Source organism: Pseudarthrobacter sulfonivorans, from assembly GCF_001484605.1.
Taxonomy (GTDB): domain Bacteria; phylum Actinomycetota; class Actinomycetes; order Actinomycetales; family Micrococcaceae; genus Arthrobacter; species Arthrobacter sulfonivorans_A.
Window position 1 is genome coordinate 822,214 of record NZ_CP013747.1, and the last position, 17,941, is coordinate 840,154.

16 protein-coding genes are annotated in these 17,941 nt (G+C 66.8%); 3 read left to right on the plus strand and 13 right to left on the minus strand.

From position 1 onward, the window contains the following. Positions 1-3: 3 nt before the first annotated feature. The 3 genes from AU252_RS03685 to tdh form a co-directional block, all read right to left on the minus strand. Positions 4-1,125, minus strand: coding sequence for an NAD(P)/FAD-dependent oxidoreductase (locus AU252_RS03685; RefSeq protein WP_058929558.1), 1,122 nt, complete (start codon positions 1,123-1,125; stop codon positions 4-6). 68 nt (positions 1,126-1,193) lie between these two features. Continuing rightward, positions 1,194-2,390 carry a glycine C-acetyltransferase gene (locus tag AU252_RS03690; protein ID WP_058929559.1) on the minus strand — a complete coding sequence of 399 codons (1,197 nt, stop codon included), beginning with the start codon at positions 2,388-2,390 and terminating at the stop codon, positions 1,194-1,196. Between the two features lie 8 nt (positions 2,391-2,398). Next, complete coding sequence (tdh, locus tag AU252_RS03695) at positions 2,399-3,445, minus strand: L-threonine 3-dehydrogenase (RefSeq protein WP_058929560.1); 1,047 nt, start codon at positions 3,443-3,445, stop codon at positions 2,399-2,401. A 135-nt stretch (positions 3,446-3,580) separates the two neighbouring features. Here tdh and AU252_RS03700 point away from each other — a divergent pair, with 135 nt between their 5' ends. Further along, positions 3,581-4,492 (plus strand): LysR family transcriptional regulator, encoded by a 912-nt coding sequence (locus tag AU252_RS03700; protein WP_058929561.1) that lies wholly within the window; start codon positions 3,581-3,583, stop codon positions 4,490-4,492. A gap of 53 nt (positions 4,493-4,545) precedes the next feature. Here the strand turns inward: AU252_RS03700 and AU252_RS03705 are convergent, their stop codons facing one another. The 5 genes from AU252_RS03705 to AU252_RS03725 form a co-directional block, all read right to left on the minus strand. After that, complete coding sequence (locus AU252_RS03705; protein WP_058929562.1) at positions 4,546-5,175, minus strand: hypothetical protein; 630 nt, start codon at positions 5,173-5,175, stop codon at positions 4,546-4,548. Between the two features lie 173 nt (positions 5,176-5,348). Next, positions 5,349-6,857, minus strand: a complete 1,509-nt coding sequence (gatB, locus tag AU252_RS03710; protein ID WP_058929563.1) for an Asp-tRNA(Asn)/Glu-tRNA(Gln) amidotransferase subunit GatB — start codon at positions 6,855-6,857, stop codon at positions 5,349-5,351. Then, entirely contained in the window at positions 6,857-8,416 is a 1,560-nt protein-coding gene (gene gatA, locus AU252_RS03715; protein WP_058929564.1) for an Asp-tRNA(Asn)/Glu-tRNA(Gln) amidotransferase subunit GatA, read from the minus strand. Before gatA ends, gatB begins: the two co-directional genes overlap by 1 nt. A gap of 3 nt (positions 8,417-8,419) precedes the next feature. Further along, positions 8,420-8,716: an Asp-tRNA(Asn)/Glu-tRNA(Gln) amidotransferase subunit GatC gene (gene gatC / locus AU252_RS03720; RefSeq protein WP_056348187.1), complete on the minus strand. Its 297-nt coding sequence runs from the start codon at positions 8,714-8,716 to the stop codon at positions 8,420-8,422. 145 nt (positions 8,717-8,861) lie between these two features. Then, positions 8,862-10,349: a CitMHS family transporter gene (locus AU252_RS03725; protein ID WP_058929565.1), complete on the minus strand. Its 1,488-nt coding sequence runs from the start codon at positions 10,347-10,349 to the stop codon at positions 8,862-8,864. Between the two features lie 164 nt (positions 10,350-10,513). Here AU252_RS03725 and AU252_RS03730 point away from each other — a divergent pair, with 164 nt between their 5' ends. Together AU252_RS03730 and AU252_RS03735 are read left to right on the plus strand one after the other, a co-directional pair. Further along, a complete protein-coding gene (locus AU252_RS03730) occupies positions 10,514-12,280 on the plus strand; it encodes a sensor histidine kinase (RefSeq protein ID WP_058929566.1) in 1,767 nt (588 codons plus the stop codon). Beyond that, positions 12,273-12,935, plus strand: a complete 663-nt coding sequence (locus tag AU252_RS03735) for a response regulator (RefSeq protein ID WP_058932726.1) — start codon at positions 12,273-12,275, stop codon at positions 12,933-12,935. Before AU252_RS03730 ends, AU252_RS03735 begins: the two co-directional genes overlap by 8 nt. Positions 12,936-13,112: 177 nt before the next feature. On the opposite strand, the gene AU252_RS03740 is transcribed toward AU252_RS03735, so the two are convergent. The 5 genes from AU252_RS03740 to AU252_RS03760 all read right to left on the minus strand — a co-directional run bounded on the left by AU252_RS03740 (position 13,113) and on the right by AU252_RS03760 (position 17,937). Continuing rightward, positions 13,113-13,496 carry a RidA family protein gene (locus tag AU252_RS03740; RefSeq protein WP_058929567.1) on the minus strand — a complete coding sequence of 128 codons (384 nt, stop codon included), beginning with the start codon at positions 13,494-13,496 and terminating at the stop codon, positions 13,113-13,115. A 38-nt stretch (positions 13,497-13,534) separates the two neighbouring features. Beyond that, complete coding sequence (locus tag AU252_RS03745; protein WP_058929568.1) at positions 13,535-14,047, minus strand: GNAT family N-acetyltransferase; 513 nt, start codon at positions 14,045-14,047, stop codon at positions 13,535-13,537. A 26-nt stretch (positions 14,048-14,073) separates the two neighbouring features. After that, positions 14,074-14,892 (minus strand): inositol monophosphatase family protein, encoded by an 819-nt coding sequence (locus tag AU252_RS03750; protein ID WP_058929569.1) that lies wholly within the window; start codon positions 14,890-14,892, stop codon positions 14,074-14,076. Continuing rightward, positions 14,889-17,159, minus strand: coding sequence for an NAD-dependent DNA ligase LigA (gene ligA, locus AU252_RS03755; protein WP_058929570.1), 2,271 nt, complete (start codon positions 17,157-17,159; stop codon positions 14,889-14,891). Before ligA ends, AU252_RS03750 begins: the two co-directional genes overlap by 4 nt. A gap of 211 nt (positions 17,160-17,370) precedes the next feature. After that, positions 17,371-17,937 carry a hypothetical protein gene (locus AU252_RS03760; RefSeq protein WP_157768926.1) on the minus strand — a complete coding sequence of 189 codons (567 nt, stop codon included), beginning with the start codon at positions 17,935-17,937 and terminating at the stop codon, positions 17,371-17,373. Between the last annotated feature and the right edge of the window lie 4 nt (positions 17,938-17,941).

Sequence of the window (17,941 nt, forward strand, 5' to 3'; positions counted from 1 at the left end):
TGTTCAGCGCCGGACGGACCACCGCGTGGCGGCCAGCGCCTCCGCTGTCCGGGATGCCGGATCGTGGGCCGCAGCGGCCGCCCGGTGCCCGGCGCCCTGTCCGGCCAGAATCTGTCCGGCGGCGAGCTCCGCCATGGCCGATGACGTCTGGAAACCGTAGCCGCCCTGACCGGCGAGCCAGTAGAACCCGGGTGCCTCGGCATCGAAACCGGCTACCGGGACGCCGTCGGCCGCCTCGGTCCGGAGCCCCGTCCATGCGCTCCGAATTCCGCGGATTCCCAGCGTGGTCAGCTGGTTGAGCTTCACGATCAGCCGCTCGATATCGCCGGGCCGCGGCCTGGCATCCTCCGGTCCGCTGGGCACCGTTTCCGACGGCGAGATCAGCACGTCGGTGCCGTCGCGGCGGAAGTAGAACGAGTTGTCCGCTGCCGCCACCATGGGGCTGTGCCCGGGCAGTGGATGTTCGACGTCGACAATAGCCGCAGTGCGCCGGTACGGCTGCAGCCCGAGCTTCTCCACGCCGCTGATCACCGCGAGTTCATCGGCCCAGGCGCCGGCCGCGTTGACCAACACACCCGCCTCGAACGCCTCCTGGCCGGCACCGATCTCCCAGCCCGAGCCCAGCCGCTGGGCCGAATGCACGCGTGCTCCGGTGATGATGTCGGCGCCGGCGGCCTCCGCCCGCAGGCGGTGGTCGGCCAGCAAAAGGGGCGCGTTGCAGCCGAAAGATCCGGTGTCCAGGCCTGCGGCGGAGAAAGACCCGGGCACCAGCGCAGGGCACAGCTCCAGCGCTTCTGCCATGGGGATGAGGCGCATGTGGCCGCTGGCCTCGGCACGGACGGATTCCTCCGTGCCGATGAGCATAAAGCTCCGCGGCGTCAGGACAGGTTCGGGCAGTTGCGCGTCCCGGGCCGCCATCAGCCCCAAGGTCCGGACCGTGAGCTCCCGCACCACGTCCGGGCCGTAGCTCGGAATCAGGTTCCGGGCGGAGCGGGAGGACGTGTGGTACGCCAGCTCCTGCTCCGCCTCCACCAGCGCCACGCTGCAGCTGCCCGCGAGCGTGGACGCCAGGGACAGGCCGGCGATGCCGCCACCCACAATCAGGACGTCGTAGTGTGCTGCCATGGCTCCATCCTTGCAGAGTTGCCGTGCGGCCGCGCCGGTCCTGCTCTGTAAGGTTTAACCCGGCTGGGTTAACCCCCTACTGCGGCACGGCTGGCGACGAACGCACGCACGCACGCTTCGACGTCGTCCGCTGAGTGCGACGCTGAAAGCTGCACGCGGATCCGGGCGGCGCCGCGCGGGACCACCGGGAAACTGAAGGCGGTGACGAAGACGCCGTGCTGGAGCATCTGGTCCGCCACCTTGGCGGCCATTACGGCGTCCCCGAACATCACGGGGACAATCGCGTGTTCGCCGTCGAGGAGTTCAAAACCTTCTTCGGTCATCCGGCGGCGGAACAGCCGGGCGTTCTCGAAGAGCCGGGTCCGCAGGTCACCGGAATTCTCCACCAGGTCAAGGGCCTTGATGGTGGCGGCGACGATCGCGGGGGCCAGGGAATTGGAGAACAGGTACGGGCGCGCTTTCTGGCGGAGCATGGCCACCACTTCACCGCGGCCGGACACGTAACCGCCGGACGCGCCGCCCAGGGCCTTGCCGAACGTTCCGGTGTAGATGTCCACGCACTGGGACACGCCTGCGTGCTCGGGGGTTCCGGCACCGGTGGCACCCATAAAGCCGACGGCGTGGGAATCGTCCACCATCACCAGGGCGTCGTGCTTCTCGGCGAGGTCGCAGATGGCCTCCAGCGGTGCCAGGTAGCCGTCCATGGAGAATACGCCGTCGGTGACGATGATCTTGCGCCGCGCATCCTTCGCTTCAACGAGCTTGGCCTCGAGGTCCGCCATGTCCTGGTTGGCGTAGCGGAACCGCTGGGCCTTGCAGAGCCGGATGCCGTCGATGATGGAGGCATGGTTGAGGGCATCGGAGATGATGGCGTCCTCGGGGCCGAAGAGGGATTCGAAGACGCCGCCGTTGGCATCGAAGCAGCTGGAGAACAGGATGGTGTCCTCCGTGCCGAGGAATCTGGAGACCCTGGCTTCCAGTTCCAGGTGAAGATCCTGGGTGCCGCAGATGAAGCGGACGCTGGCCATGCCGAAGCCCCGTGAGTCCATGGCCTCTTTGGCCGCGGCGATGATGTCCGGGTGGTCCGCGAGGCCCAGGTAGTTGTTGGCGCAGAAGTTCAGGACGGTGGCTCCGGGCTGGCCGATCTGCCCTGCCGTGATGTGGCTGGACTGCGGGGAGTTGATGCTGCGTTCGGTTTTGAAGAGCCCGGCGGTACGGATGTCGTCCAGCTCAGCCTGCAGCTGGTCCTTGATGGAGGTGTACATGGTGCTCCTTAGAGTTCGGTCCAGTCGAGGACAACTTTTCCGCCGACGCCGGCGCGGGCGGTGGCGAAGCCTTTTTCCCATTCTGCGGCGGGCAGCTTGTCCGTCACTACCGCTGAGATGCCGGCGTGCAGCACGGGGTTGGAGGAGAGCATGGCGCTCATGGCGTACCACGTCTCATACATTTCCCGGCCGTAGATGCCCTTCAGCGTCAGCATGTGCGTGACCACTTTGCCCCAGTCGATGGTGATGTCCTGGCTGGGCAGGCCGAGCATGGCAATGCGGCCGCCGTGGTTCATGTTGTTGATCATCTCAGGCAGGGCGGTGGGGTGGCCGGACATTTCCATGCCGATGTCGAAGCCTTCGCGCATGCCGAGTTCACGCTGGGCATCCTTGACGCTCGTGGTGGAGACATCGATGGTGAGGTCCACGCCGAGCTGGCGTGCAAGCTCAAGCCGTGGCTGGGAGACATCGGTGATGGCGATCTTGCGCGCCCCGGCGTGGCGGGCCACGGCGATGGCCATCAGGCCGATGGGTCCTGCCCCGGTGATGAGCACGTCCTCGCCCACCAGCGGGAAGCTGAGGGCGGTGTGCACGGCGTTGCCGAACGGATCGAAAATCGCGCCGAGTTCCGGTGTGATGGAGGGGTCATGGTGAACCCAGACGTTGGTCTCGGGGATGACCACGTACTCGGCGAAGGCGCCGTCCCGCTGCACACCGACGCTGACGGTGTGGATGCACATGTGGCGGCGGCCTGCGCGGCAGTTCCGACAGATCCCGCAGACCACGTGGCCTTCGCCGGATACGCGGTCCCCCACTTTGACGTCGCGGACGCCGTCGCCGATTTCCACTACTTCACCGTAGAACTCATGGCCGGCGATGAGGGGTGCCTCGATCATGCCCTGCGCCCAGGCGTCCCAGGACTGGATGTGCAGGTCCGTGCCGCAGATCCCGGTGGTCATGACCCGGATCTTGACGTCTCTGGGGCCGGCCTCGGGCTCGGGCCGGTCAACCAGCTCGAACCCGGCGTGTGCACCGGACTTGTAGAGTGCCTTCATTGGCTTCCTGACTGTTGGCAGCGACCCGCGGCCTGCGGGTATGGTCTCCCTTCATTAGAGCCATTTCGAAGCATTAGCACAAGCAGAATTCTCTCAATCGACGATGAAGTGTTCACTAATGCATAGACTGGGCGGATGGAAATTCACCAGCTGGAAATCCTCCGCGAACTCGGAGCCCTGGGCAGCGTGAAAGCGGTGGCGGAGACGCTGATGGTCACGCCCTCCGCGGTGTCCCAGCAACTGGCACTGCTGCAGCGCAATGTTGAGGTTCCGCTGACCCGGAAGGAGGGCCGCAACCTGGTGCTGACCGAGGCCGGGCAGGTTCTCGCCGACGCCGGTGCCGCCGTCGTCAGTGCCATGGCGGACGCCCGGACAGCCATCGGCGCCTATCACGGCTCGCCGGTTGGCACCGTGACCATCAGCGGCTTCCACAGCGCGGGGCAGGCGCTGTTCGCACCGCTTGCGCGCATGCTGGACGCGCCCGGCCAGCCGCGGATCCAGCTCTCTGACGAGGACGTGGCGCAGCAGGACTTCCCGGCGCTGACGGCGCGGTACGACCTGGTGCTGGCGCACCGGATGGACCACAGCCCGCGCTGGCCGGAGGAGCGTGTTGCGGTGATTCCGCTGGCGCACGAACCGCTGGATGTTGCGTTGCCGGCGGACCATCGCTTGGCCCGCCAGGGCACTCTCACCGCGGCCGACGTCGTGGGCGAACCTTGGGTGACCAGCCACACCGGATACTCCCCCGCCGACGTCCTGTCCGCCGTCGCGGCCGTTTCCAGCAAGGAACTGAACATCGTCCACCGGATCAACGACTACTCCACCGTGGCCGCGCTGGTGGCGGCGGGCGGTGTGGTGGGCCTGCTGCCGCGGCATACGGCGCGGCCCGTGCTCAACCCGGGCATTGTGCTGCGGCCGCTGGAGGGCATCAGCACCCGGCGGCGGATCGACATCCTGGCCCGGCCGGAGAACCTGAAGCGCCGCTCGGTGATGATTGTGTGCGAGGCGCTGCAGGCGATCATGACCGGGCTGGTGGAGCAGGGCTAACCCAGCTGGGTAGCACTAACTGTCGTTTTCAGGGCTCAGAACGACAGTTGGCGCTACTTACTTGGGGGAAGCCGCTTGGCGTGGCCGAGGCCCTTGCCCAGCCCGTGGCCGTGCCCCTTGCCCATTCCTTTTCCGAGGCCCAGGCCCGGACCCGTGCCGGCGCCCTCCACGATCTGCCGGGCGGTGGCGTTGTCACCGTTCTTCACGCCGGAGACCCTGACGGCCTCACCCGTGGCGATTTCCGCGATGGTGACCTCTGACCGCTTCAGCCGTTTGCCGTCGTCGCCCGTTGCCGGCGAACCGTCCGCGGCCGGGGCAGGGAACTTGATGATCCTGGTCTCCGCGTTGACGGCGTAGGTCTGGGTGAAACCGTCCTCGCTCTTGACGGTGAGCGAGGTTTCGCTGACGGCCTCCACGGTGCCCTGCTGGGTCAGCAAGGTTTCGAACGTCCCGTCCGCCTTCTTCACCACGCTTTCACTGTGCAGGTGCTGCGGGCGCTGGGCCTTGGCCGGCTTCTCCTGGCCCTTAGCCTTGTCCGATTTCCCCGGCGCGGAGGCCGACGGCGACGGCGACGGCGTATCTGTGGCGGACCAGGCGATGGCGACACCCGTACCGGTCAGCGCCAGCGCTATGACGCCAGCCAGCAAAGCCTTGCGGAATCTCAACGGTTCTTGGACCGACATGGCCATTCCTCCCACAGCACGGGCAGGGCTCCGGCGCCCTGGATCTTCAGTCTAGAACCGGCAGGCCCCGCTGAATACGCGTACTTTGCGGGCGGGAAGTGAGTACTTAAAGCCAAACTGGGTCGCAGTAGCTGCGACCCAGTTGGGTTTAAACAGGTAGCTTGCCCTGTGGCTCAGCCCTCAACTCCAAGCTTCGCAAGGATCAGCTCCTTGACGCGGCCGGCGTCGGCCTGCCCGCGGGTGGCCTTCATAACGCCGCCGACGATCGCGCCGATCGCCTGGAGTTTGCCGGCGCGGATCTTGTCCGCGACGTCGGGCTGCGCGGCGAGCGCGGCGTCGATGGCTTCCAGGAGGGGTCCGTCGTCGGAAACGACAGCGAGGCCGCGCTTCTCCACGATCTCCGCCGGGGTGCCTTCACCGGCGAGCACGCCGTCCAGGACTTCGGTGGCCATCTTGTTGTTGATCTTGCCGTCCTCGACCATCCGGTTCAGCTCCACGATGGTGGCAGGCTGGACGCCCAGCTGGCCGGGATCGACGTCGGCGTTCTTGGCACGGCCAACGATCTCGCCCATCCACCACTTACGGGCGACAGAGGCAGAAGCTCCTGCGGCGATGGTTTCCTCGATCTCATCCATAACGCCGGCGTTGACAACGTCGCGGAACTCCAAGTCCGAGTAGCCCCAGTCCGACTGCAGCCGCTTGCGGCGGGCCGCGGGCGGCTCGGGCAGGGTGGCGCGGAGCTCCTCCACCCATTCGCGGGACGCAACGATCGGAACCAGGTCGGGCTCCGGGAAGTAGCGGTAGTCATCGGCGTCCGACTTGGGCCGGCCCGAGGTGGTGGTGCGCGTGTCCTCGTGCCAGTGGCGGGTTTCCTGGATGATCGGGTTGCCGGCATCCAGGACGGCTGCGTGCCGCTGGATCTCGTAGCGGACGGCGTGTTCGACGGCGCGCAGCGAGTTGACGTTCTTCGTTTCGGAGCGGATGCCGAAGCGTTCGCGGCCGTGCGGGCGCAGCGAAACGTTCGCGTCGCAGCGCACGTTGCCGCGTTCCATCTTCGCGTCCGACACACCAAGGTTCTTGACAATCTCCCGGACGGCGGCCACGTAGGCCTTGGCCAGCTCCGGGGCTCGGGAACCCGCACCCTCGATGGGCTTGGTGACAATCTCCACCAGCGGAACGCCGGAACGGTTGTAGTCCACCAGCGAGAAGTCGGCACCCTGGATGCGGCCGGCGGCCCCGCCCATGTGCGTCAGCTTTCCGGCGTCCTCTTCCATGTGGGCGCGCTCGATCTCCACGCGGAATATGGTCCCGTCCGACAGTTCGATGTCCAGGTAGCCGTCGTACGCGATGGGGTCCTCGTACTGTGACGTCTGGAAGTTTTTGGGAGTGTCCGGATAGAAGTACTGCTTCCGGGCGAACGTGCAGGATTCAGCGATCTTGCAGTTCAGGGCAAGGCCGATCTTGATCGAGGACTCGATCGCGACCCTGTTCACTACCGGCAGCACACCGGGCATGCCCAGGTCCACCTCGTTGACGTTGGTGTTCGGCTCATCGCCGAAGACGTTGGGCGCGGAGGAGAACATCTTGGACTTGGTGTTGAGCTCCACGTGGACCTCAAAACCCAGGACGGGATCGTACTTCTCCATGGCCTCTTCGAAGCTCAGGGTTGCGTCCGTGCTCATTATTTTGCCTCCTTGGCGTCAACAAGGGTCTCAACCAACGGCGGGGCCTGGTCCAGGAGCGGGCCGCCCCACTGTGCCTCCAGGAGGGATTCCAGGACAGCACCCACCCGGTAGAGCCGGGCATCCTCGCGGGCCGGAGCCAGCAGCTGGATGCCGACGGGAAGGCCGTCCTCGTCCGCCAGGCCGCCGGGCAGGGTCAGCCCGGGCACGCCTGCCAGGTTGGCGGGGATGGTGGCGACGTCGTTGAGGTACATCGCCAGCGGGTCATTCAGTTTCTCCCCGAGCTTGAACGCCGTGGTGGGCGCCGTGGGCGAGATCAGGACGTCGGCCTGCGCGAACGCGGCCTCGAAGTCGCGCTGGACCAGGGTACGGACCTTCTGGGCCGACCCGTAGTACGCGTCGTAGTAACCGGCGCTCAGGGCATAGGTGCCCAGGATGATGCGGCGCTTGACTTCGGCACCGAAGCCGGCGGCGCGGGTGGCACCCATCACGCGTTCGATGGTCATGGGTCCGTCCTCGGGCAGGACGCGCAGGCCGTACCGTACGCCGTCGAACTTTGCCAGGTTGGAGGAGGCTTCGGACGGCATGATCAGGTAGTAGGCGCCGAGGGCGTACTGGAAGTTGGGGCAGGACACCTCGACGATTTCCGCACCGGCCTGCTTCAGCAGTTCCAGGGATTCGTTGAAGCGGTTCTCGACGCCGGCCTGGTAGCCCTCGCCGTGGAGTTCCTTGATGATGCCGATCCGCATGCCTTCGACGTTGCCCACGCGGGCAGCGGCGACGAGGTCCGCCAGGGGGTCGGGCAGGGACGTGGAGTCAAAGGGATCATGCCCGCCGATGACCTGGTGCAGCAGCGCCGAGTCCAGGACGGTGCGGGAAACCGGGCCGATCTGGTCCAGCGAGGAAGCCATCGCGATGGCCCCGTAGCGGGAAACACCGCCGTAGGTGGGCTTGACTCCCACGGTGCCGGTGACGGCGCCGGGCTGGCGGATGGACCCGCCGGTGTCCGTGCCGAGGGCCAGCGGGGCCTCAAAAGCAGCAACGGCCGCGGCCGAACCGCCGCCGGAACCGCCCGGAATCCGGTCCAGGTCCCACGGGTTGCGGGTGGGGCCGTACGCGGAGTGCTCGGTGGAGGAACCCATGGCGAATTCGTCCAAGTTGGTCTTGCCCAGGATGGGCATTTTGGCGGCGCGGAGGCGCTTGACCACCGTGGCGTCGTAGGGGCTGTGCCAGCCTTCGAGGATCTTGGAGCCTGCCGTGGTGGGCTGGCCGATGGTGACGATGAGGTCCTTGACCGCGATCGGCACGCCGGCGAGTACGTGGAGTTCCTCGGCCGCGGCGCCGCCGGCGGCGCGGATGGCGTCCACCTCGGCAGCGACGGCGAGCGCTTCCACAGTGTTGACGTGCAGGAACGCGTTCACGCCGCGTTCGCCGCCGTCGACAGCTGCGATCCGGTCCAGGTAAGCCTGCGTGACCTGGACGGAGGTGACCTCGCCCGCGGCCAGCATGCCGGCCAACTGCGCGGCGGACAGGCGGATGAGTTCGTTGGTGTCAGTCATTGGTTATGCCTCATCCAGGATTGCCGGGACCTTGAAACGGTTCTCATCGGAATCCGGAGCCCCCGAGAGTGCCTGCTCCGCGGTGAAAGTGTGGCCCACAACGTCCTCGCGGAACACGTTGGTCAGCGGGATCGGGTGGGAGGTTGCCGGGACGTCATCACCGGCGGCTTCACTCACGGACTTCACTGAATCAACGATGACGGCGAGTTCGCCGGCCATCCTGTCCAGCTCTTCAGCACTCATCTCGATGTGAGCGAGCTGCGCGAGGTGCGCAACATCGTCACGGTTGATCGCAGCCATGGATCTCCCCTGCAGGTTCGGATTGTTTTCCGAACCAGTCTAGTGGGGAAACGTCAGTGCCCGTCTGACGACCCCCAGCGGGCGTCAGACGGGCACCTCGGTGCCGTGGTCCCGGTCACGGGGACCGGCCACAGGCAGCTACAGACTAACCGATCCCGATGGCTCCCGTCAGCATTCCCACACCCAGCATGACGAGGGAAACCACCGCGGTGCGCCACAGGACCTTTTTGTGGTGGTCGCCCAGGTCCACCTTGGCCAGCGAAACCAGCAGCAGGATGGCCGGAACCAGCGGGCTCTGCAGGTGGAAAGGCTGGCCGGTGATGGAGGCACGCGCCATCTCCGCGGCGCTGATCCCGTAGTGTGCGGCGGTCTCACTGAGCACGGGCAGGACGCCGAAGTAGAAGGCGTCGTTGCTCATAAAGAAGGTCATGGGGATGCTGAGGACGCCGGTGATGACGGCCAGGAAAGGACCCATTTCAGTCGGGATGATCTGGACCAGCCACGCGGACATGGCCTCCACCATTCCGGTGCCGGTCAGGACACCGGTCAGGACTGCGGCCGCCATCACCATGCTCACCACGGCCACGATGGACGAGGAGTGGGCCACCAGCTGAGCGCCCTGTTCCTTGACGTTGGGGAAGTTCACTACAAGCGCGATGGCCGACCCGACCATAAAGACGAACGGCAGCGGGACGAGATCGGCCACGAGCATCACCATCACAGCGACCGTCAGGCCAAGGTTGAACCAGAACAGTTTCGGGCGGAGCGTGGAGCGGTTGGGGTCCAGGGCGGTATCGGCAAGACCGCCGTCCTGTTCTTCCACCAGCGTTTCGGTGCGTTCCAGGACAGCCACTGACGAACCTTCCGGAGAGTAGCCGCCGACGGCGGGACTTCCGGTTCCGGGGGAACGTGACCCACTGCGGCCGGTACCGGCGGAGGCAGCGGCGGTGCCGCCGTCGGAAGCGCCGCCGTCGAACTTTTCAGCAGTGTCCGGGACTCCCCAGATTTCCGGTGCAATGGCGCGGAGGCGGTTGCGTTCCTGCAGGCCCAGCAGCCAGGCGAAGCCGAAGACCACTACCAGGCCGGCGATGAGGGACGGGATCATCGGGACAAAAACGTCGTTGACGTCGAGGTGGAGCGCGGTGGCGGCGCGGGCCGTGGGACCGCCCCACGGCAGGATGTTCATGGTGCCGTTGGCCAGGCCGGCCACGCAGGTGAGGACAACGGGGCTCATCTTCAGGCGCAGGTAGACGGGCAGCATGGCCGCGGTGGTGAGGATGAAGGTGGTGGAGCCGTCGCCGTCCAGGGAGACCGCGGCCGCCAGGATCGCGGTGCCGAGCACCACCTTGGCAGGGTCATTGCCGAGCTTCCGGAGGATGAACTTCACCAGCGGATCGAACAGCCCGACGTCGATCATCAGGCCGAAGTAGATGATGGCGAACATCAGGAGGGCCGCCGTGGACGTCATGGACTTCATCGACTCCAGGACCATGTCCCCGATGCCCAGTCCGGCGCCTGCGAAGAGGCCAAAAACGGTGGGGACGATGATCAGCGCCAGTACTGGCGTCAACTTCTTCGTCATGATCAGCACCATGAATACCGCGATCATTGCGAATCCAAGTAATACCAGCACGGCCGGCTCCTTCTTGTGAACAACGCCACCGCAGTGTGACGCGTGCTACAGACATTAGGGTGGCGGAGGTCACGGCCGTGCCTTTGGCTCAATTGATTGGCATACTGCTTATTCGGAGCATTCTGCGCATTGTGCTCACGCCAATGCCTGAGGAAGGGAGAACCATGCCGCGTCCGCCACGCACCCCGCCCCTGCGGTTCTCCACGCAGACCCTCCTCCTTCAGCTGGGCGTGGTCCTGCTGGTGGTGCTGCTCAGCGCCGCTGTCCACGCCTGGCTGACCTACGACCGGGTGGGCCGCGAGGCGGAAAACCAGGCCCTGACGCTGGCCCGCGCCGTCGCCGCGGATCCTTCCGTGCAGGCTGACGTGCTAGCCATCAGCGCGGGCGCGGGCACTCCCCCGCCCGCCGTGCTCCGCGCCGGGCCGCTGATGGCAGCCGCCGAGGCGATCCGGACCCGTACCGGGGCACTGTTTGTGGTGATCACCGACGAAACCGGCCTGCGCCTGGCGCACCCGGACCCGGACCGGCTGGGCGAGAAGGTCAGCACCGATCCGTCCGAGGCCCTCGCCGGCCAGGAGGTCACTACCAGGAACACCGGGACACTGGGCCCGTCTGCCGGCGCCAAGGTTCCTGTTTACGCGCCCGGCACTGGCACGGTTGTGGGCGAGGTCAGCGTTGGGTACTCCATGGAGAGCGTGGGCCAAAGCGTTGCGCGCGACATCGGCCCGGTGGGGCTGACCGCCGCAGGTGCGCTGTTGGCGGGCGTGCTGGCCTCGTTCCTACTGCGGCGCCGGCTCCAGCGCCTGACGCTGGGCCTGGAGCCTGAGGAAATCAGCACGCTGGTGCACGACCAGGTGGCCGTTTTGCAGGGCGTGGACGACGGCGTCATCGGCGTTTCGGCCGACGGCAGGATCAGCGTGTTCAACGCAGCGGCGCAGCGCCTTCTGGAGCAGCCGGACCTTTCCGGGATGCCGTGGGCCGGCGCTCCTGTGCCCGAGCAGCTCAGGGCGTTGACCCGGCCGGACGCTGCGGAGGCGGACGCCATCGAGCTGGTAGCCGGCGGCAGTGTCCTGGTGGCCAGCGCGCGCAAGGCCCTGCATCGAAGCGAGGACCTGGGCTGGGTGGTGATGCTCCGGGACCGCACCGAACTCCAGCAGCTCACCCGGCAGCTCGACGCCGTGGGCACCATGTCCACGGCCCTGCGCGCCCAGCGCCACGAGTTCGCCAACCAGCTGCACACCATCGCCGGCCTCATGAGCATCGGGCAGCACCAACAGGCCCGCGAGTACCTGGCCGGGCTGGCCGCCACGGGGCCGCTGAAGTTCCCGGTGGACCAGGCGGAACTTTTGCAGGACCCCTACCTGCAGGCCTTTGTGGGCGCCAAGGGCGTGGAGGCCGACGAGCGCGGCGTGACGCTGCGGATCGGCCCCGAAACCCTGGTCCGCGGCCAGGTCACCGAGCCGCAGGACGTGACCACCGTACTGGGCAACCTGATCGACAACGCGGTGAACGCCGCCGTCGCGGGCTCCGCCCCGGACCGCTGGGTGGAGCTGGAGGTGCTGGATGAACCGCACGACGACGGCGGGACGCTGCACATCGTCGTCGCCGATTCCGGCGACGGGCTGGCCGCCGGAACGGACGCGGAAGCGGTCTTCGCCGAGGGATTTACGACGGCGGCTGGCCCAGTAGTGCCGGCTCCGGCGGCTGCCGGTGGACGGAGTGGCGGACGGAGTGGCGGGCAGGGGCTGGGCCTGGCCCTGGCCCGGAAGCTGGCCCGGCGCCGCGGCGGGGACGTCCGCTTGCTGGAGCCGGGGACACCGGGCGGACCCGGTGCCGTGTTTATGGCTTCCCTGCCACGCACAACGGCCGGGACCACCGCCGGGACACCTGCGGGGACCCAGGGTTTAGCTGGAAAGGACAATGATGCCTGAGGACTTCAGGGTGCTGATTGTGGACGACGATTTCCACGTGGCCAAGCTGCACGCAACGTATGTGGATTCGGTGGCGGGATTCCTGGCGCTGGCGCCGGTGGGGTCGGCATCCCTGGCGCTGCAGGCGATCCACAGCCTCCGCCCGGACCTGGTGCTGCTGGATGTCTACCTGCCGGACGCCTCAGGTCTCGACCTGCTGCAGCAGCTGGACGTGGACACCATGATCCTCAGTGCCGCATCGGACGCCGAGTCGCTGCGGAAGGCGTTCCGCCGCGGCGCCCTCGGGTACCTGTTGAAGCCCTTTACCGCCGAGTCGCTCTCGCAGCAGCTACGTTCGTATGCCCGGTACCGCAGGCTGCTGGGCCAGCCCGGGGCCCTGGACCAGGGCTCCGTGGAGCGGGCCAAACGGGCATTGATCCCCGGGGACGTGACGCCGGCGGCGAAACCCCGCTCCGCCACCGAGGCCGCGGTGTTGGAATCGCTGGTTGCCGGCGAACAGTATTCGGCGGTGGAAGTGGCCACCCGCGTGGGGGTTTCGCGGGCCACGGCGCAAAGGTACCTGTCCTCGCTGGCCGACGACGGCGCCGTCGACATCCAACTGCGCTACGGAACCACCGGACGCCCGGAACACCGCTACAGCCTCCCGGCCAGTTAACACACACCCGACCGGAGCCCGCAACTGCGAAGCGTCCGAACGCGGGACAGGCATCCGGAAGCGTGCGTCTAAGGGGGCCCACGCCGCCAGGGTTCCCTGTCCGAGCTTGCGAGGAGAGGGTGGCGGTGGGGAGGAACGAGCGAGCACGCGGAGGATGCCTGTCCCGCGCGAGGCCTTCTAGCTGGCGCTCTTCTGGGCCACGAGCTCGATTTCGACGAGCATCTTCGGGTCAAGGAACGGCAGGACGTGCACCAGGGCCAGCGTGGGGCGGATCTCGCCGAAGACTTCGCCGTGGGCGCGGCCGGCCTCTTCCCATTTGCTGATGTCCGTCAGGTACAGCTTGGACTGGACCACGTCTTCGAAGCTGAAGCCGGCATCGGCCAGGACCACGCCGAGCTTCTGCAGGATGTACTGGGTCTGCGTGTAGAAGTCCTCGCCCACAATGCCGTCCTCGCCGCTGGCGGCCGTGGCGGAAATGTAGAGCGTGTTGTCCACCTGGACGGCGCGGGAGTAGCCGAGGGTCTGCTCCCAGACGGAGCCGGTGCCGAATGTTTTGCGCATGGTGGGCCTTTCAGTGCCGAAAACGAGTCGGCACCACTTTAGGTTGGCTGGACGTCAAGCCGGTAAACCAGCAGCTTTATGTCGGTGCCCGGAATCAGCCAGTCACGCTCGGGGACGCGTTTGAAGCCGGTCTTCCGGTAGAGGCCATGGGCGCTCTCCCAGGTCCCGCCGGTGGTGAGGGCCACGCCGGTGATCCCCTCCAGCGATTTCGCATGCTCAATGATGGCTTCCACCATGGCCTTGCCTGCGCCGCTGCGCTGCACCGCCGGATCCACCACCAGCATCCGGAACTCCAGCTCATCCGGCAGGGCGATGTCGGCGAACGGTTCACCTGCCAGTGCCAGCGTCACGGAACCCACCACCTGCCGGTCCCGCTCGGCAACCCAGATCGTGGCCTTCGCCGCACGTGCGGCAACATCCTGGATCTGCTGCATATAGGGATGGTCCGCGCTGTCGAAATACCCTGCTGCCAGGTACGAGTCCACGGTGATCCTGGCGATGGCCTGGAAGTCTGCCTCAACGGCCGGTCGGATGGTTATTTGCGATTGCACCTGACAATGTTAGTGGCGCAGCATCGTCACAGCGGAAACTTGCCGGACAGCGCCAAGGTCCCGGCGCAGGTCCAGGCGGCCAGCCTGTCCTCGTCGGCGGGTCCGCCGTCCAGCGGACTGGCCAGCCGGGGACGCCGGACCCAGCAACCGGCTTCCTCGGCAATCAACGCACCGGCGGAGAAGTCATGTTCGTTGAGCCCGCGTTCACCGTAGGCGTCGTGGGTCCCGTCAGCCACCATGCAGAGGTCCAGCGCCGCGGAGCCCAGCCGCCGGACGTCGGCGAATCCATCCATGAGACTGCCCAGCAGTGCAGCCTGCTCGGCGCGGATGGCGGGGTCGTAACTGAAGCCGGTGGCGAGGATCTGCCCGGCGCGGTCCGGCGCCGGACCCTGGAGCTGGGTCACCCGGCCGCCCTCTTCCAGCCACGCACCCTGGCCGCGGGCAGCGTAGTAGACGCGGCCCAGCGCAGGGGCGTTGACGACGCCGGCCAGCCAGACGCCGTCGGCATCCGCCACTGCCACGGAGGTGGCGTAGTAGACGATGTTCCGGATGAAGTTGGTGGTACCGTCCAGCGGGTCGATGGACCAGCGATAACCGGTGGGGGCAGCGGGCCGGGTGGTCCCATGCTCCTCCCCCGTGATGGTGTCCTGTGGCCGGGCGGCCACGATGGCATCCCGGACGGCATTCTCCGCGGCGACATCAAAGGCCGTAACCCAGTCGCCGGCGTCGCCTTTGTTGCTGACGTCCAGGGTCTCGCCATCGCGGGAAGCCAGCACGGCGGCGCCGGCGGCGGCTGCTTGCCGGGCCACCGCAAGCAGTTCGGTGTTGAGGTCCGCGTGGCTCATTCGGCTGCCTCTTCTGATTCTGTGGGCGTTGGTGTGGGCGTGGCTTCGGCAGCGGAGGCCGGGCCGTTCGCAAGGAGCTCCCGGAAGCCGTCTTCGTCCAGGACGGGAATTCCGAGCTGTTCGGCTTTGTCCAGTTTGGTGCCTGCGCTTTCGCCGGCGACGACGTAGCTGGTGTTTTTGGAGACCGAGCCGGCAGCTTTGCCACCGCGCAGAAGGATGGCTTCCTTGGCCTCGTCCCGGCTGAAGTTCGGCAGGGAGCCAGTAACCACAATGGTCAACCCTTCCAGGGTCCGCGGCATGGATTCGTCGCGCTCGTCCTCCATGCGGACCCCGGCCGCAGCCCAGCGGTCAATGATTTCCACATGCCAGTCCTCGGCGAACCACTCCTTCAGTGCGGCCGCGATGGTTGGGCCGACGCCGTCCACATGGGCCAGGTCTTCCTCGGAGGCGTTCCGGATGCCGTCCATGGTGCCGAACGCGGTGGCCAGGGCGCGTGAGGCGCGGGGACCAACGTGCCGGATGGACAGGGCAACGAGCACCCGCCACAGCGGCTGCGTCTTGGCTTTGGTCAGTTCGTCGAAGAGCTTGTTCGTGGTTGCAGTGGGCTTGGACGGTGTTTTGGCCGTTGCCTTTGTCCAGAAGTACGGGACCAGCTCGAAGACGCCGGTGCCCACGCCCTTGGAACGCTTCTCGCGCAGGATCCGCACGTGCTCCAGGTCCGCCGCGGTTAGGGAGAAGAGCTCCGATTCGCTCACCAGCGGGCCTGGCCTGGGCTCGGCCGGATCGGTAAGTGCCACGGCAGCTTCCCCGCCGAGGGCCTCGATGTCGAAGGCACCGCGGCCGGCCAGGTGCGCCACGCGCTCCGTCAGCTGGATGGGACAGGATCTGGAATTGGGACAGCGGATGTCGATGTCTCCCTCCTTCGAGGGGGCGAGCTCCGTACCACAGGAGGGGCATACGGTGGGCATCACGAACTCGCGCAGTTCGCCCTCACGGCCTTTGCGCAGCGCCATCACGGGGCCAACGATCTCCGGGATGACGTCTCCGGCCTTGCGCAGCACCACGACGTCGCCGATCAGCACGCCCTTGGCCTTGACCACGTCCTGGTTGTGCAGCGTGGCACGGGCCACGGTGGAGCCGGCCACCTTCACTGGCTCCAGCACCCCGAACGGGGTCACGCGGCCGGTACGGCCCACCTGGACACGGATGTCCAGCAGCCGGGTGTGGACCTCTTCCGGCGGGTACTTGTAGGCGACGGCCCAGCGGGGAACGCGTGAGGTGTAGCCGAGGGCACGCTGGGTGGCGAGATCGTCAACCTTGACCACAATGCCGTCGATTTCATGCATGAGGTTGTGCCGTTGTTCTCCATAGCGCTGGATGAAGGCAAGGATCTCCGGCAGGCCCCTGAGAACCTCGAAGTAGGGGCTGACGGGAAGGCCCCATTGTTCCAGCACGGCGTAGGTCTGGGACTGGCTCAGGGTTTCCAGCCCTTCGCGCGCACCAATGCCATGGACAAACATCCGCAACGGACGCTTGGCGGTTTCCGCCGGATCCTTTTGCCTGATCGAACCGGCGGCGGCATTCCGGGGGTTGGCCAGCGGCGCCTTGCCGGCTTCGATCAGTGCCTCATTGAATTCCGCAAAAGCCTTGGAAGGGATAAAGACCTCGCCACGGATTTCCACCTCCGGGGGAAAGCCGGTGCCCGTCAGTTCCGTCGGGATTTCCTTGATCGTCAGGACGTTGTGGGTGATGTCTTCACCCGTGGTTCCGTCACCCCTGGTGGCCGCCCGGACCAGTTTCCCGTCGCGGTACAACAGGTTGACCGCGAGGCCGTCAATCTTCAGTTCCGTGAGCCACGCGAGCTGAGCCGTGTCCCCCAGCTTGCTGACGCCGGCCTCGGCTTTGGTGATCCAGGCCTCCAGCTCCTCCAGGGAAAAGACGTCCTCGAGGCTATACATCCGCTGCAGATGTTCGACGGCGGCGAACGCGGCTGAGACTTCCCCGCCAACCTCCTGCGTAGGCGAATCATTGGCTACCAGCTCCGGATGCAGGGCCTCGATCTCCTCCAGGCGCCGGAACAGTTCGTCGAATTCCGCGTCAGAGACCAGGGGTTCGTCCTCCTGGTAATACGCAAACCGGTACTTCCTGACCAGGTCCGTCAGATTCTCATATTCTTCGCGCACTGACCCAGCGGGGACGGCGTCCGGCTCGGTTAGTTCCTCAGTGCTGTTTGCTGTTTCCTCTGCGGGGACCGGTGCTGTGCTCACAGACCTATCTTGCCTTACCGCCCCGACATTGCGCCCAAACGCCCACTGCGCCGCCGTGCCCCTGGCGTTAAATGCCGCGGGGCCCGGTGGGCACGGAACGCCCCCGTGTAGGTAGCAGTAACTGTCGCTATGAGCGCACATAACGACAGTTACTGCTACCTAGTTGGGAAGGTCGGGGCTGGCGACAAGCTCGATCACCGGATAACAAAGGTCAGTGTGAGGCGGGGCGGTTCCGGCTCCACCAGGCGAAGGCGAGGCCGGCGACTCCCACCAGCACCACGCCCGCCATGATGGCCAGCAGGCCGGGCCCGCCGAAGAGGCCGGAGCCGTCGTTCCGGGAAACGGCGGCGGCCTGTGTGGGCTTGGCCGACTTGGTGACTGGCTTGTTCCAGTTCGATTCCGTGGACGGGGTTGCGGACGACGGCGGGCTGGGGATGGTGGTGCTGGGCGCGGCCGACGGCGATTCCTCAGTCGGCGAAACGCTCGGTTCCGGGGCGAGGGTGGCAATCGGTACCGGTGCTGGCGCCACCGGCGGCGGTGCCGGGGGCTGGGTTGGGACAACTGGGGACGGGACTACGGGCGGCACTTCAGGTTTGCCCTTACCTGGATCCTTAGGCTCAGCGCTGGCCGTTTCACAGTTCAGCAGGCACCACTGCGGCGTGGGGTCGCCGTCTTCGGCCTGCGCCGGGACCGCCGCCGAAAGGCCAACCAGGAGCGCCAGCACCGCAGCGGCCGCAGCAGCGGACACGTCGCGGAGCACGGATGAGGATCGGATCATGGTT